At 69.8% G+C, this 14,515-nt stretch carries 14 protein-coding genes and 1 tRNA gene; 9 read left to right on the top strand and 6 right to left on the bottom strand.

The window, feature by feature from the left end:
* Window positions 1-17 precede the first annotated feature (17 nt).
* Window positions 18-821 carry a nuclease-related domain-containing protein gene (locus ACQKIP_RS04045; protein WP_365860613.1) on the top strand — a complete coding sequence of 268 codons (804 nt, stop codon included), beginning with the start codon at window positions 18-20 and terminating at the stop codon, window positions 819-821.
* 30 nt (window positions 822-851) lie between these two features.
* Here the strand turns inward: ACQKIP_RS04045 and ACQKIP_RS04040 are convergent, their stop codons facing one another.
* The 3 genes from ACQKIP_RS04040 to ligD all read right to left on the bottom strand — a co-directional run bounded on the left by ACQKIP_RS04040 (window position 852) and on the right by ligD (window position 3,181).
* Entirely contained in the window at window positions 852-1,280 is a 429-nt protein-coding gene (locus tag ACQKIP_RS04040; protein ID WP_365860614.1) for a DUF4440 domain-containing protein, read from the bottom strand.
* A gap of 126 nt (window positions 1,281-1,406) precedes the next feature.
* On the bottom strand, window positions 1,407-2,288 hold the full coding sequence (locus ACQKIP_RS04035; protein ID WP_365860615.1) for an ATP-dependent DNA ligase: 882 nt from the start codon (window positions 2,286-2,288) through the stop codon (window positions 1,407-1,409).
* Window positions 2,285-3,181, bottom strand: a complete 897-nt coding sequence (gene ligD, locus ACQKIP_RS04030) for a non-homologous end-joining DNA ligase (RefSeq protein WP_365860616.1) — start codon at window positions 3,179-3,181, stop codon at window positions 2,285-2,287. The genes ACQKIP_RS04035 and ligD overlap by 4 nt, the downstream gene beginning before the upstream one ends.
* 69 nt (window positions 3,182-3,250) lie before the next feature.
* On the opposite strand from ligD, the gene ACQKIP_RS04025 reads away from it, so the two are divergent.
* From ACQKIP_RS04025 to ACQKIP_RS04015, 3 genes are all read left to right on the top strand, one after another.
* Window positions 3,251-4,261: a Ku protein gene (locus ACQKIP_RS04025; protein WP_427742093.1), complete on the top strand. Its 1,011-nt coding sequence runs from the start codon at window positions 3,251-3,253 to the stop codon at window positions 4,259-4,261.
* A 55-nt stretch (window positions 4,262-4,316) separates the two neighbouring features.
* On the top strand, window positions 4,317-4,592 hold the full coding sequence (locus ACQKIP_RS04020; protein ID WP_365860618.1) for a type B 50S ribosomal protein L31: 276 nt from the start codon (window positions 4,317-4,319) through the stop codon (window positions 4,590-4,592).
* A 152-nt stretch (window positions 4,593-4,744) separates the two neighbouring features.
* The gene (locus tag ACQKIP_RS04015; RefSeq protein ID WP_365860619.1) at window positions 4,745-6,103 is read left to right on the top strand and encodes a DUF1254 domain-containing protein; all 1,359 of its coding nucleotides are present in this window, start codon (window positions 4,745-4,747) and stop codon (window positions 6,101-6,103) included.
* Window positions 6,104-6,142: 39 nt separating this feature from the next.
* Here the strand turns inward: ACQKIP_RS04015 and ACQKIP_RS04010 are convergent, their stop codons facing one another.
* From ACQKIP_RS04010 to ACQKIP_RS04000, 3 genes are all read right to left on the bottom strand, one after another.
* Window positions 6,143-7,009 (bottom strand): hypothetical protein, encoded by an 867-nt coding sequence (locus ACQKIP_RS04010; protein ID WP_365860620.1) that lies wholly within the window; start codon window positions 7,007-7,009, stop codon window positions 6,143-6,145.
* Between the two features lie 34 nt (window positions 7,010-7,043).
* A complete protein-coding gene (locus tag ACQKIP_RS04005; protein ID WP_365860621.1) occupies window positions 7,044-8,330 on the bottom strand; it encodes a DNA cytosine methyltransferase in 1,287 nt (428 codons plus the stop codon).
* 164 nt (window positions 8,331-8,494) lie between these two features.
* A tRNA-Arg gene (locus ACQKIP_RS04000) sits at window positions 8,495-8,566 on the bottom strand.
* A 177-nt stretch (window positions 8,567-8,743) separates the two neighbouring features.
* On the opposite strand from ACQKIP_RS04000, the gene ACQKIP_RS03995 reads away from it, so the two are divergent.
* The 5 genes from ACQKIP_RS03995 (at window position 8,744) to thrC (ending at window position 14,421) form a co-directional block, all read left to right on the top strand.
* Entirely contained in the window at window positions 8,744-9,253 is a 510-nt protein-coding gene (locus tag ACQKIP_RS03995) for a response regulator (RefSeq protein WP_365860781.1), read from the top strand.
* 96 nt (window positions 9,254-9,349) lie between these two features.
* The gene (gene nrtL, locus ACQKIP_RS03990; RefSeq protein WP_365860622.1) at window positions 9,350-10,477 is read left to right on the top strand and encodes an ArgS-related anticodon-binding protein NrtL; all 1,128 of its coding nucleotides are present in this window, start codon (window positions 9,350-9,352) and stop codon (window positions 10,475-10,477) included.
* Window positions 10,478-10,521: 44 nt separating this feature from the next.
* A complete protein-coding gene (gene lysA / locus ACQKIP_RS03985) occupies window positions 10,522-11,913 on the top strand; it encodes a diaminopimelate decarboxylase (protein ID WP_365860623.1) in 1,392 nt (463 codons plus the stop codon).
* Window positions 11,914-12,066: 153 nt separating this feature from the next.
* Complete coding sequence (locus tag ACQKIP_RS03980) at window positions 12,067-13,356, top strand: homoserine dehydrogenase (protein ID WP_365860783.1); 1,290 nt, start codon at window positions 12,067-12,069, stop codon at window positions 13,354-13,356.
* Between the two features lie 6 nt (window positions 13,357-13,362).
* Window positions 13,363-14,421: a threonine synthase gene (gene thrC, locus ACQKIP_RS03975; RefSeq protein WP_361181444.1), complete on the top strand. Its 1,059-nt coding sequence runs from the start codon at window positions 13,363-13,365 to the stop codon at window positions 14,419-14,421.
* Window positions 14,422-14,515: the final 94 nt, after the last annotated feature.

Below are 14,515 nucleotides of genomic sequence, written 5' to 3'. Positions count from 1 at the left end.
CCGTGGGGTGATGGTGCATGAGCGGATTGCGCGTCATACCGGCCTGGCGGCACGGACAGGAGCGGCTGTACGTCTGCCTCGCGGACGGCAGAAGCCTCGCGTGGTACGAGAGGGAGTCGTCCCGCGTGAACCTCCTCAGCGAGGAGCACAGGGAGGCCGTCCTGCGCGCCCTCGCCCCCTTCCTGACCGGCGGCTTCTCGGTCGGCCCGCCGCCCGTGCCCACCCCCGCCGAGCTGGCCCGCCTCGCCCTCCACCCGGATGACGACCTGGCCCCCAACCGCCCCGGCGAGGCCCTCCTGATCGCCCTCGACCGCGACCCGGCCCCCGCCCGCCGGTTACGCGCGGATCCGCGGCAGCGCGCGCTCGCCGCCGAGCAGGCCATCGGCGAGGTGCTGGACGGCCTTGAAGGCGGGGGCTGGCACACCCTGCACTCGGTGCCGCTGCCGGGCGGCGCCCGCATGCATCACCTGCTGATCGGCCCCGGCGGCCTGTTCGGCGTGCACACCGTGGCCGCCCGCAAGCAGCGGGTCCGCGTCGCCGACCCGATGATCGCGGTCGGCCGCGCGGACCCGCGTCCACTCCTGAGGCAGCTGCGCGCCGACGCCGACCGGGCGTCCTTCGCGCTGACGGCCGAGATCCGCCCGGTCCTCGCCCTCTCCGGGGCGGCGGGCCTGGACGTCACGGCGCCGCCGCGCGACGTGCGGATCGTGCGCGACGCCGAGGTGTCCGCCGTCGCGGCCACCGGCGGCGTACTGAAACCGGCCGATGTGGAGGCGCTGCACGCGATGGCCCGCGACCGGCATACGTGGCTGCGGATCTAGGCCCCTTCCGGCGGTTCTCTCAGCGCTCCGTCACAGGTTGTCGCCCCAGCCGCCCTGGATCATGGTCTGGAACGCCCAGGCGCCGCCCCGCTTCAGCAGGATGTCGGCGTAGCGCAGCTGCTGCGTCTCGCCGTTCGCGGTCATCACCGAGTCGGTGAAGACCACGGCCATGGCGGGGGAGAGGAAGACGGGCGTGCGCGTGGACTCGAAGGTGATGTCCTCGCTCCCGTCCCCCATCACGTGCGTCATGGTCGCGACGAACTGCTCCCGGTCCCACTGCGCGGAGCGCCCGTCGCCCGCGGAGTCGTCGCTGACCAGGTTGAGCGGGAAGACGGCCAGGTCGGCCATGCGCTCCACGTCGCGCCGCGCGCTGTGTGCGTCGTACTCGGCGAACCAGGCGGCCAGGCTCGCGCGGTCCTCGTCGGTCGGGACGTATCCGGTCTCGGGCAGAACGGTCATGCAGACTCCTGATCAAGTTTGACTACTGGGGTGCGCAGAGAAAGTTATGCTCGATCAGGGCCGTAGTCAAACTTGATTAGACGTGATGCCGGTCACGTCTGCGTCCCAGAGGCGCTTCCCGGCACCTCAGCGGAACCGCACGACCACCGCGGTCGCATGCCGGGTCGTGTTCTGCCGCACCTCCACCGTGACGGCCGGCTCGGTCGGCAGCGCGGTGTACGTGACCTCGCCGATCCCGGCGGCGATCGCGGTCCCTTCGCCCCTGGCCTCCGGCAGCGCCGCCCCGGCCGCCGTCCGCAGCGCCGGGCCGAGCGGCGACGACACCACGGGCGTGCCGTCCCCCGGCAGGACGAGCACGAGCGCCTGCGGGCGGGCCCTGCTCCCGGTGAACCCGACGACCACCGCGTCCCGCGTGTCGCTGTGCCGCAGCTTCAGCCATGCCCGGACGCCGCCGCGGTAACTCCCGTCGAGACGCTTGATCACCAGCCCCTCGATGCCGGTGGCGGGCAGGGTCTCGTACCAGGTCAGGGCCAGCGCGCGGTCGGTCGTCATCGGCACGGCCTGGAGCGGCGGGCCGAGCGGTTCGAGGAGGCGTACGAGGCGTGCGCGCCGCTCCTCGTAGGGCAGGGCGCGGCAGTCCTCGCCCCGGTCGGCGAGCAGATCGAAGGCGGCGTACGAGGCGGGCAGCGTGCGCGCGAGATGCGTGGCGTGCGCGCGTGTGCCGGCGGCGCGGCGCTGGACGGCGGCGAAGTCGATGCGGCCGCCGGCCCAGACGACCACCTCGCCGTCGAGCACGGTCCCCTCCGGCAGCTGTTGCGCGGCATCGGCGAGATCGGGGAACGCGGTGGTGACGAGCCGCCCGGAACGGGCCTGCAACCGCACACGACGGCCATCGGCGAAGACGATCAGACGGTGACCGTCGAACTTCGGCTCGTACGCCCAGCCATCGCCCTGCGGCAGCGCGGTGACGGACTCGGCGAGCGCGGCCCGCAGGGGCGGGGTGATCATGCGCCGGCCTCGCGGGGGAGCGGGCGGGCCCGGTCCGGATCGGTGAGCGGCTCCAGCAGATCCCCGTACTCCGCAAGACGGTCCGCGATGTCGCCCGCCAGGAAGACGAGATCGGCCGGGTCGCCGCAGGCCTCGACCTCCTCCCAGGTCACGGGGGTGGAGACGGTCGGTTCCTCGCGGGCGCGCAGGGTGTAGGGGGTGGCGGTCGTCTTCGACGCGGCGTTCTGGCTGAAGTCGACGAAGACCTTGCCGGGGCGCAGGCTGCGCGTCATCCGGTGGACGACCAGGGCGGGCAGCTCGGCCTCGGCCTCCCTGGCGAGCTCTTTCGCGTAGGCGGTGACCTGCTCGGAGGGTGTCGGCTCCAGGGGGCAGAGCAGATGCAGCCCTTTGGAGCCGGAGGTCTTCGCATGGACCTCCAGACCGTCCGCCTCCAGGCGCTCACGCAACCAGAGGCCCGCCCGGCAGCACTCGACGACGGTGGCGGGCGCGCCCGGATCGAGGTCCAGGACGAGCCGGTCGGCCATGGCGGGGGCATCCGCCTGCCACTGCGGGGTGTGGAACTCGGTCACGAGATTGGCCGCCCACATCAGGGAGGCCAGATCGTCCACGACGATCTGCCGCATGTCTCCCTCCGAACGCGGTACGTCGGCGGTGTGCACCCAGGTGGGGGTGCCCGGCGGCACGTTCTTGGCGAAGAACCGCTGGCCGCCCGGTCCGTCCGGGAAGCGCAGGAAGGAGACGGGCCGGTTGCGCAGATGGGTGAGGAGGGCCTCGGCGGTACTGGCGTAGTAGTGCAGCATCTCGCCCTTGGTGAAGCCGGACGCGCTGTAGAGGACCTTGTCGAGATTGCTGAGGGCCAGCCGCCGCCCCTCCACCTCGGTGATCGGCGTCATACGATGAGAATCCCACGAATACGGACGAATCACCGTAAATCTGAGCTCGGCTGCTGAGAGGTGCCTGACGTGCGATCCCTATGGAACGGTGCGATCTCCTTCGGCTTGGTCAGCATTCCGGTCAAGCTCATGAACGCCACCGAGAACCACGCGGTGTCCTTCCGGCAGATCCATGTGGAGGACGGGGGCCGGATCCGCTACCGGAAGGTGTGCGAGCTGGAGGAGCGGGAGGTGACGTCCGCCGAGATAGGCAAGGGGTACGAGGACGCGGACGGCTCGATCATCCCGATCACGGACGAGGATCTGGCGGCGCTGCCGATTCCGACGGCCAAGACCATCGAGATCGTCGCCTTCGTGCCTCATGACAGGATCGACCCGATGCAGATGGACACGGCGTACTACTTGTCGGCCAACGGAGTCCCCGCGACGAAGCCGTACACGCTGCTGCGGGAGGCGCTGAAACGGAGCGGCAAGGTGGCGGTCGCCAGGTTCGCGCTGCGGGGGCGGGAGCGCCTGGGGATGCTGCGGGTGGTGGACGACGTGATCGCGATGCACGGGCTGCTGTGGCCGGACGAGATCCGCACGTCGGAGGGCGTGGCCCCGGATTCCGGGGTGAGGGTGCGGGACGCGGAACTGGATCTGGCGGACGCCCTGATGGACACCCTGGGGGAGGTCGACCTGTCCTCCCTGCACGACGACTACCGCGCGGCGCTCGAGGAGCTTGTCACCGCCAAGGCAGAGGGCACGGGCCCCGCGGAACCGGCACCGGACGCGTCGGATGCGGACGGCGGCAAGGTGATCGACCTGATGGCCGCACTGGAGAACAGCGTCCGCGCGGCGAAGAAGGGCGGGACGGGCGAGAGCGGGTCGGGTGAGAGCAGGACGGGCGGAGGCGTGGCGAAGGTGACGCCGCTGGAGGGCAGGACGAAGAAGGCAGCGGCAAAGAAGTCGTCGGCAAAGAAGTCCCCGGCGAAGAAGACGACCGCGAAGAAGACGACGACCGCGAAGAAAACAACCGCCAAGAAGACGGCACCCGCCAAGAAGACGGCACCCGCGAAGAAGAGAACCTCCTCGGCCTAGCCCACGTGGGGTCCCGGGGCTCGCCGTACCCCCCGTGCCCGGCCACCCTGAAGGAATGACTCAGGACAAGGGCAAGAACGACACCTACCGCCCGGTGGTCTTCAGGGACCGCTCGGCGGGCTACGCCTTCCTCACCCGCTCCACCGCGGAGAGCAACGAAACCATCGAGTGGGACGACGGCGAGACATACCCCCTGGTGGACGTGGAGATCTCCTCCGAGAGCCACCCCTTCTACACGGGCAGGGCCCGCGTGGTGGACTCCGAAGGCCAGGTGGCCAAGTTCGAACGCCGCTTCGGCGACCAGACACCGCCCCCGCCTTCCCCCGGGTGACGAATCCCGCCGGGCCGCCGCCGGGCCACGCCGGGCCAGGCGACACCACGCCACGCCACACCGCGCCACGCCGCGCGGACGACAAGAGTGGCAGGAGTACCCCGGCGGCCCGACGATGTCCGTAGAACCTTGATCACGAGAAGGCGGCGCGCATGACGGACGGCATGACCGACGGCACGACCGATCTACGGGCGCTGGCGGCCGAGGCGTACATCTACGGCTACCCGTTGGTGCGCAACCTCGACGAAGTTGACCGCTTCTCCCGCAACGGCATGGGCTCGGTGCCTCCCGTGCCGTCCAACGAGTTCAGCCACGGGACGAAGCTCGCGGACCCCGGGGACTCCTCCGCGGACGCCGACCACGACACCGTCTACTCGATCGCGCACCTGGACCTGTCCGGCGGAGCCCTGCTCCTGACCGTGCCGGACACCGGCGGTCGCTACTACGTCCTTCAGTTCGTGGACGCGTGGACCAACAACTTCGCGTACGTGGGCCGCCGCGCGACCGGCACCGGCGAGGCCAGCTACCTGCTCACGCCGCCCGGCTGGGACGAGGAGGTCCCGCCGGGCGCCACCCGGATCTCCGCGCCGACCACGGTGGCGATGATCGTCGGGCGGTGGGCCTGCGCGGGACCGGACGACATGGCGGCGGTGCAAGCACTCCAGGAGGACACACACCTGGAGCCGTACTGGACGGCCTCCGAGGAGCCCCGGGGCCTGCCGACCCACACATACGTCTCCGACGGCGAGCCGGAGCTGCTCTTCTACGAGAAGCTGCGGGTCAGGATGGCGTCCTTCCCGCCGGCCCCGGCGGAGGCGGCGTACCAGCAACGCTTCGCCCCGCTGGGCCTGTTGGACGCGCAGAGCCCGTACGCACACCCCGAGCCGGAGCTCGCCGAAGCGCTGCGGGCGGGACTCGCCGAAGCCAGGGCGACGATCGAGCAGGCGTCGACCGACGCGGACCACGAACAGCGCAACGCCTGGAAACTCAGCTATCACGACTACGACTACAACGCGGACCACTTCGAGGTGGGCACCCTCAAAGACCCGCAATGGATCCGCAACGACCGCGACGCGGCCCGCCTGCTGCGCGCCACGACCGCCCACACCGCGCTCTGGGGCAAGCACGGCTACGAAGCGGCGTACGCGATGACCTGGACCGACGCGGAGGGCCGGCCCCTGGAGGGCGACAACGCCTACACCCTGCGCTTCGAGAAGCCCCCGCCGGTGGACGCGTTCTGGTCGCTGACGATGTACGACGCGCAGGACCGCCGCCTGGTCCCCAACGCCATCGACCGCTACTCCATCGGCGACCGCACCCCGGGCCTGACCTACGCCGACGACGGCTCCCTGACCCTCCACCTCCGCCGGCAACGCCCCGCGGACGACAAGACGGCCGCCAACTGGCTGCCCACTCCCAGCGGCCGCTTCCGCCCGCTGCTGCGGATGTACACGCCCGGGGCTGCGGTCTTCAACGGGACGTACGAGCTCCCGCGGATCCAGCGCGGCTAGACGCGGCTCCTCCGCGACTGGAGGGCCGCGCCGGTCCCGTCACCCCGCGATCAACGGGCCCGAGTAATCGCCTTCGAGTTTCCAGGTCCCGTGCACGATGCAACGCTGCTTGGGGATCTTCTTGATGGTGATCTTCGAGTCGCTGCGGTCGAGGACGAGCTGGAGCGCCATTCCCTGTTCGTCGTGCACGTCTATGCGAGGCGAGTCCGACGAGAACTCCTGGACACCGAGGTCCTTGACGGCGGCGACGAGCGACATCGGCACTTCGACCAGCTCATAGACGAGGGTGCCGGGAGCACTCCTGAGCTTGAACGTGCGCAGCATGATCCAGCGCTGGACCGCCGCCAGGAACTCGTCGAACAGCTTCATGGTGCCGTCGTACCGCATCCGTGCCGACCGGCAGTCCTGGATCCAGGCGCCTTCGCTGAGCTTCGAGGTGTGCAGCTCATGGAGCTTGATGTCCTTGGCACTCGTGCTCTTGGCCGAGACCTGCTTGCCGTCCACCCGGAGATCCCAGAAGCGGGTCGTCTTGCTCGGCGCAAGTTCGACGGCCATGCCTTCGACGCCGCATGAGGCCGCGAGCGCGTTCTCGAACGCCAGCCGGTCGAGCGGCGTGGTGTGGGTCCCGTGATGAGCCTGCAAGCGCGCCTTGAATTCGGCGGAGAACGCATGGGAGACGAGATCGCTCTGCGGATTGATGGACGAGTCGATCGGCCGGAGCATCGAGTCGACGATATTCCGGATCTGCCTGAGCTGGGCCTCGTCGCATTTGCCGAGGAGCGCATACGCGTCCGCGGCGTCGGCGGAATCCCGGACTTGTGCGACAACACCGTGCACGACATGCGCCTGGTGTTCGTCGAGCTGGGCTATGCCCGCCGCCAGCTCACTCCGTGCAGCACTATTCATTTCTGCCCTTCGAGGTCAGATCTGTCCTTCGGGGTCAGGCGGCGGCGAATTCCCGAACCTGCGGGGCGGGCGAATCAGCCGCATCGGTCTCCCGGATGTCATCGGGCCGCAGATGAGTCCCCGGCAGGATGAGATCGCTGACACTCGGTCGTTCCCCGGTCAGGATCCAGTGGCACACGGAGGCGAGCTGGTAGCTGACGAGGGGCGGGACGGCGTCACCGATGTGCCGGTACTTGTTGCTGAGGCTGGTGCCGTCGAACTTGTAGGTCCGCGGGAAGCCGTTGAGAATCCCGAGCTCCCGAACCGAGCAGAGGCGGTTCTCCGTGGGGTGGGAGTAGCGCCCGTTCCCCACGTGCGCGCACTCCCGCTTGATCGTGGGAGCGGGCCGGTCCCAGGCCATGCGGCCGTAGACGTCGGGGAAGCTGCCGAAGTCTCCCTTGTCCACGGACTTGACCATGGCGGGCGTCAGGAAGTCGTTCCCGCCCCGGACGTTCAGCAGGTCCCGCCAGGAACCCCCGTCGTGCGGGATCTTCTGGAGCCGCCCGAGCGTGGCCGGGGAATGGAAGCTGGGGGAGGCGTGCGCGTCGTCCGAGGGGTGCGCTTCACCGGCATTGATCGCGGGCACTCCGTCAAGAGCACGCCGTACGGTGGTGGCTTCCGGGGCCAGGGCCCGGCCGGCCCACGCGTCTTCGAGCGTCCGCAGGTCGTATCCGGGGGCGACGGCGATGACGAGCGCCCGCTCGCGCACCTGCGGAAGGCCGAACTTGTTCAGGACGTGATTCTGGGCATGGACCGTATAACCACGCGCCTCAAGATCTTTCTTGAGAACGTCGAAATGATGGGCCCAACGCCCCTGAAGAAGCTCCCGGGCATTCTCCATGACAAGAATCTTGGGCTGGAAAGCGTCGACGAAGACGATGGTGCGGCCGACGAGGCTGTTCCTCTTGTCGTCCTCGAGGTGATTCTTGGCATTGGTGCGGGAGAATCCGGTGCACGGGGGGCAGGCCGAAAGAATGTCGATGGGCGACGTCACGCCCATGGATTTCCGCAGTGCTTCGGGATCGACCGAGCCCAGATCCGTCTCGACCGGGGTGATCCCGATATTGGATTCATAGGTGGTGTTGCAGGCCAGCGAACCCTTGGGGCTGCTCGGCTTTCCCAGCTGGGCGTCGGCCGCTCCGATGACTTCGAAGTGCGGATGAGCATGGAATCCAAAGCTCATTCCGCCGCCCCCGGAGAAGAGGTCGACGACCTTGTAGGTCGTCGGTTCTGGGGTAGTTGGTACGGCATCGTCCTTGATGATGTCGGTTTGACTACCCACAGTGAGCCTCCTGATGATCAGGCGAAAACCCTAGCACCACCGACATCTCGGGAACCCGGCACGGAGAGACAGCAAAAAAGAGCGGGAGCCAGTGAAACTGGCTCCCGCTCTTCCTGTCGGCATCCGCCCTGCTCAGCGCATGATCTGTGCTGGCTTTCGGCGAGTGCCCCCGGCAGGATTCGAACCTGCGCACACGGCTCCGGAGGCCGTTGCTCTATCCCCTGAGCTACGGGGGCGTGTCAGCGCGGGTTGCGCGGCGACGGGTAGAACCCTACCAGCTCCGAACGGCTCCCCATGAACAGGTATTTCCGCACTCCATGGCCGTGGGCGCCGCCGCATCCGTACCCCCCGTCACAGAGGTCACCGACGGCTGGCCGCGCGCTCCGTCGTACGCGCCCCCGCACGGGGCGGAAGTGGGGAAAACCCGGACGCGGCGGTGGGCGCGGACCTACTCTCGAGTTGTGTCAGGCGTGTCCGGCCGCGTGCTTGTTGTGGACGACAACAAGGTCATCCGGCAACTGATCAGGGTCAACCTCGAGCTGGAGGGCTTCGAGGTCGTGACCGCGGCTGATGGTGCCGAATGCCTGGACGTGGTGAATCAGGTCAGACCCGATGTCGTCACCCTCGACGTGGTCATGCCCCGCCTCGACGGGCTGCGGGCCGCCGCGCGGCTGCGCTCCGATCCGCGGACCCGCCATCTGCCCATCGTCATCGTCAGCGCCTGCACTCAGTACGAGGTGGAGAGCGGCCTTGAGGTAGGGGTGGACGCGTTTTTGGCCAAGCCCTTCGAACCCAACGAACTGCTCTGGATCGTACGGCAGTTGATGGAGCGCGGTGACGACGGCGAGAACGGTCGTGGTTCTTTCGGCGGTGAACGCGGAGCCGCCGGCGAGGCCGAACGCGCGGGCCGCCCCGGCGGCTGACCCGACCCGGGCGACCAGAGCCCCCACCCGTCCACATCCCGGACCATCGGGAAACCGGGGCGCGTCCCCACCCCCCTCCTCCCATACGCTTGACCCGTGACCCCCGTCGAGCTCTCCCGTACCGTGCTGCGCGCCATGCGTGGTGCCGTTGCTGACGGGGAGCTCCGTGGCCTTGGTGACCTGGGGGAACCCGGTGGGGAAGGTGTCGCACGGAAGGTCGTCGTCGAGCGGTCCCGGCCCGGCGGGTGCGGGGATTACGCCACCAATGTCGCCCTGCAGATCGCCCGTGCCGCCGGGCGTTCGCCCCGCCAGGTGGCCGAAGTGCTGTCCCCGCGGCTCGCCGGGGAACCCGGCATCGCGGCCATCGACATCACCGGGCCCGGATTTCTCAACATCACCCTCGACCCGGGCCAGGGCGGGCGTGGTGAGGGTGGTGAAGGCGGGCAGGGGAGCAGCGCCGCCGCCGAACTCGTACACGACGTACTCACCCGCGGCGCCCGCTACGGACACGCCCGCCCCGGCTCCCGCGGCCCCCACCAGCTCCACTTCCCCCGCGAAGTCCGCGCCGCCGTCCTCGCCGACTCCCTCCGCCGCATCCTCGTCGCCCGGGGCGCCCTCGTGCGCAGCACCTGCGAGGAGGCCCCCGACGCCGCGTGGGCCGCCGGCCTCGGCGTGCGGGTCGACGCGCACGGGACGCCCCCCGTTCCGCTCAAGACCCTCCGGCCCGTCCCCGCCCCGGCGGACCCCGTCTTCCTCGGCCGTGACGCCGCCCGCTGGGCCCTCCTCAGCCCCGCCGCCCACGACCGGCCCCGCATCAGCGAAGAGCACCTGGTCCAGCGCGCGAGCAACCCCCTCTTCCGCGTGCGGTACGCCCATTCCCGCACCCGCGCCCTCACCCGCAACGCCGCCGCCCTCGGCTTCACCCGTACGGCCGGGGACATAGCCGGGGACACGACAGGGGCGGCGCGTGACCTTCTCGACGCCCTCGACGCCCACCCCCGCGTCCTGGCCGCCGCCGCCGAGCACCAAGCACCCGACCGCCTTGCCCGGCACCTCGTCCACACCGCCGATGCCCTCCTCGCCTTCCAGCCCGCGGTCCTGCCGCTCGGCGACGAGAAACCCTCGGCCGCCCACCGCGCCCGGCTCGCGCTCGCCGAAGCCGCCGGGACGGTGCTCGCAGGCGGCCTGTCCCTGCTCGGCATCAGCGCACCCGAGTACGTGTGACACGTGAAGTCAGACGTGAATGAAGTGAGAGAGACGAACGCGACATGAGCCGTTCCGCACACCCCGCCGGGCCCCGCCACGCCGACGTACTGCCCGAAGGGCACTACACGGCCCCGGCCGCCGACCTGAACTCCCTCGACCCGAAGGTCTGGTCGCAGACCGTCGGCCGCACCGCCGACGGTGTCGTCACCGTCGGCGGGATCGAGGTGACCCGGCTCGCCGAGGAGTTCGGCACCCCCGCCTACTTCCTCGACGAGGCCGACTTCCGCGCCCGCTGCCACGCCTGGCGCGGCGCCTTCGGCTCCGACGCCGACGTCTTCTACGCCGGCAAGGCCTTCCTCTCGCGCGCCGTCGTCCGGTGGCTGCACGAGGAAGGGCTCAACCTCGACGTGTGCAGCGGCGGCGAGCTCGCCACCGCCCTCGCCGCCGGGATGCCCGCCGACCGCATCGCCTTCCACGGCAACAACAAGACCGAGGACGAGATCGAGCGGGCCGTCGCCGCCGGCGTCGGGCGCATCGTCCTGGACTCCTTCCAGGAGATCGTGCGCGTCGCGCACGTCGCCGACCGGCTCGGCGTCCGCCAGCGCGTGCAGATCCGCGTGACCGTCGGCGTCGAGGCCCACACCCATGAGTTCATCGCCACCGCCCACGAGGACCAGAAGTTCGGCATCGCCCTCGCCGGCGGCCAGGCCGCCGAGGCCGTACGCAGGGCCCTCAAGCTCGACGGGCTCGAACTCATCGGCGTACACAGCCACATCGGGTCGCAGATCTTCGACATGGCCGGGTTCGAGGTCTCCGCGCGGCGCGTCGTGCAGCTGCTCGCCGAGATCCGTGACGAGCACGGCGTCGAGCTCCCCGAGATCGACCTCGGCGGCGGCCTCGGCATCGCCTACACCTCCGAGGACGACCCCCGCGAGCCGCACGAGATCGCCAAGGCGCTCGGCGAGATCGTGACGCGCGAGTGCGAGGCCGCCAATCTCCGCACCCCCCGCATCTCCGTCGAGCCCGGCCGCGCCATCGTCGGCCCCACCGCCTTCACCCTCTACGAGGTCGGCACCGTCAAGCCGCTCGAAGGCCTGCGCACGTACGTCTCCGTCGACGGCGGCATGTCCGACAACATCCGTACCGCGCTCTACGACGCCGAGTACAGCGTCGCGCTCGTCTCGCGCGAGTCGGACGCCGAGCCCATGCTCGTCCGCGTCGTCGGCAAGCACTGCGAGAGCGGCGACATCGTGGTGAAGGACGCGTTCCTTCCGGCCGACCTCGCGCCCGGTGATCTCATCGCCGTGCCCGCGACCGGCGCGTACTGCCGCTCCATGGCGAGCAACTACAACCACGCCCTGCGTCCGCCGGTCGTCGCCGTGCGGGACGGACAGGCGCGGGTCATCGTCCGGCGCGAGACGGAGGAGGATCTCCTTCGCCTTGATGTCGGCTGAAGAAACAACTGAGGAAATGACGGCCGGGCAACGGCGTCTGGCAGAGTATCGGCCAGTGAAATAGATGTCTCACGATCCGGACCGTGGACGGAATCCGCGATCCGGTGGGCGAGACTGGTCCCACTGTAGATGTATGAGAAGTGAGGTCGGATGATGCGTACGCGTCCGCTGAAGGTGGCGCTGCTGGGCTGTGGGGTCGTCGGCTCAGAGGTGGCGCGCATCATGACGACGCACGCCGACGACCTCACGGCCCGGATCGGTGCCCCGGTGGAGCTCGCCGGGGTGGCCGTCCGCCGTCCGTCGAAGGTGCGGGACGGAATCGATCCCTCACTCGTCACCACGGACGCGACCGCGCTGGTCAAACGCGGCGACATTGATGTCGTGGTCGAGGTCATCGGCGGCATCGAGCCCGCGAGGACCCTCATCACCACCGCCTTCGAGCACGGCGCATCCGTCGTCTCGGCGAACAAGGCGCTCATCGCCCAGGACGGCGCCGCACTGCACGCCGCCGCCGGGGAGCACGGCCGCGACCTCTATTACGAGGCCGCCGTCGCCGGCGCGATCCCGCTGATCCGGCCGCTGCGCGAGTCCCTCGTCGGCGACAAGGTCAACCGCGTCCTCGGCATCGTGAACGGCACGACCAACTTCATCCTCGACGCCATGGACACCACCGGTGCCGGCTATCAGGAAGCCCTCGACGAGGCCACCGCGCTCGGCTATGCCGAGGCCGACCCGACCGCCGACGTCGAAGGCTTCGACGCCGCCGCCAAGGCCGCGATCCTGGCCGGCATCGCCTTCCACACGCGCGTACGTCTCGACGACGTCTACCGCGAGGGCATGACCGAGGTGACCGGCGCCGACTTCGCGTCCGCGAAGCGCATGGGCTGCACCATCAAGCTGCTCGCCATCTGCGAGCGGGCCGCCGACGGCGGGTCCGTCACCGCGCGCGTGCACCCCGCGATGATTCCGCTCAGTCATCCGCTGGCATCGGTCCGCGAGGCGTACAACGCCGTCTTCGTCGAGGCCGAGGCCGCCGGACAGCTGATGTTCTACGGCCCCGGCGCGGGCGGTTCGCCCACCGCGTCGGCGGTTCTCGGCGACCTCGTCGCCGTCTGCCGCAACAAGCTCGCCGAGGCCACCGGGCCCGGCGAATCCGCGTACACCCAGCTGCCCGTGAGCTCCATGGGCGAGGTCGTCACGCGCTACCACATCAGCCTCGACGTGGCCGACAAGCCGGGTGTCCTCGCCCAGGTCGCGACGGTCTTCGCCGAGCACGGCGTATCGATCGATACGGTCCGTCAGACGGGCAAGGACGGCGAGGCCTCCCTCGTCGTCGTCACCCACCGCGCGCCCGACGCCGCCCTCAGCGGCACCGTCGAGGCACTGCGGAATCTCGACACCGTGCGTGGTGTCGCCAGCATCATGCGGGTTGAAGGAGAGTAACCAGCAATGACCCACCAGTGGCGCGGAATCATCGAGGAGTACCGGGACCGTCTCCCCGTCTCCGACACGACGCCGGTCGTGACGCTCCGCGAGGGCGGCACGCCGCTCGTGCCCGCGCAGGTGCTCTCCGAGCGCACGGGCTGCGAGGTGCATCTCAAGGTCGAGGGTGCCAACCCGACCGGGTCCTTCAAGGACCGCGGCATGACGATGGCGATCACGAAGGCCAAGGAGGAGGGCGCCAAGGCGGTCATCTGCGCCTCCACCGGCAACACGTCGGCCTCGGCCGCCGCCTATGCCGTACGGGCGGGAATGGTCTGCGCGGTCCTCGTGCCGCAGGGCAAGATCGCGCTCGGCAAGATGGGCCAGGCGCTCGTCTACGGCTCGAAGATCCTCCAGGTCGACGGCAACTTCGACGACTGCCTGAACCTCGCCCGCGCCCTCTCCGAGAACTACCCGGTGGCGCTGGTCAATTCGGTGAACCCGTTCCGCATCGAGGGCCAGAAGACGGCCTCGTTCGAGATCGTGGACGCGCTCGGCGACGCCCCCGACATCCACGTCCTGCCGGTGGGCAACGCGGGCAACATCACGGCCTATTGGAAGGGCTACAAGGAGTACGCCGCCGACTCGATCTCGTCGCGTACCCCCCGGATGTGGGGCTTCCAGGCTTCCGGTTCCGCGCCCATCGTGCGCGGTGAGATCGTCAAGGACCCGTCGACCATCGCCACCGCGATTCGCATCGGCAACCCCGCGTCGTGGCAGCACGCCCTCGACGCGCGCGACGAGTCGGACGGCTTCATCGACGAGGTGACGGACCGTGAGATCCTGCGCGCCTACAAGCTGTTGGCGTCCCAGGAGGGTGTCTTCGTCGAGCCGGCGTCGGCCGCTTCCGTCGCCGGTCTGCTGAAGGCCGCCGAGCAGGGCAAGGTCGACAAGGGCCAGCGCATCGTCTGCACGGTGACCGGCAACGGCCTCAAGGACCCGGACTGGGCCGTCGCGGGCGCACCGCAGCCGGTCACGGTCCCGGTCGACTCGGCCGCCGCGGCCGAGCGTCTCGGTCTGGCATAACCTCCCCGGCCGGGGATAACCGCTGTAGTACGACGGGCATGACCGCCGCGGTGCGGCGGGCATAACCGTCTGGAAAACCCGCAACTCCGTACAG

The organism is Streptomyces sp. NPDC059900 (assembly GCF_050270335.1).
GTDB lineage: Bacteria > Actinomycetota > Actinomycetes > Streptomycetales > Streptomycetaceae > Streptomyces.
Note: the sequence above shows the minus strand (reverse complement) of the source record. Positions and strands in the feature narration are given on the sequence as shown.

Bases quoted from the DNA above. Each gene is read 5' to 3' on its own strand.
- ACQKIP_RS04045 (WP_365860613.1), top strand. From the start codon at position 18: ATGAGCGGATTGCGCGTCATACCGGCCTGGCGGCACGGACAGGAGCGG.
- ACQKIP_RS04040 (WP_365860614.1), bottom strand. From the start codon at position 1,280: ATGACCGTTCTGCCCGAGACCGGATACGTCCCGACCGACGAGGACCGC.
- ACQKIP_RS04035 (WP_365860615.1), bottom strand. From the start codon at position 2,288: ATGATCACCCCGCCCCTGCGGGCCGCGCTCGCCGAGTCCGTCACCGCG.
- ligD (WP_365860616.1), bottom strand. From the start codon at position 3,181: ATGACGCCGATCACCGAGGTGGAGGGGCGGCGGCTGGCCCTCAGCAAT.
- ACQKIP_RS04020 (WP_365860618.1), top strand. From the start codon at position 4,317: ATGACTCAGGACAAGGGCAAGAACGACACCTACCGCCCGGTGGTCTTC.
- ACQKIP_RS04015 (WP_365860619.1), top strand. From the start codon at position 4,745: ATGACGGACGGCATGACCGACGGCACGACCGATCTACGGGCGCTGGCG.
- ACQKIP_RS04010 (WP_365860620.1), bottom strand. From the start codon at position 7,009: ATGAATAGTGCTGCACGGAGTGAGCTGGCGGCGGGCATAGCCCAGCTC.
- lysA (WP_365860623.1), top strand. From the start codon at position 10,522: ATGAGCCGTTCCGCACACCCCGCCGGGCCCCGCCACGCCGACGTACTG.
- ACQKIP_RS03980 (WP_365860783.1), top strand. From the start codon at position 12,067: ATGCGTACGCGTCCGCTGAAGGTGGCGCTGCTGGGCTGTGGGGTCGTC.
- thrC (WP_361181444.1), top strand. From the start codon at position 13,363: ATGACCCACCAGTGGCGCGGAATCATCGAGGAGTACCGGGACCGTCTC.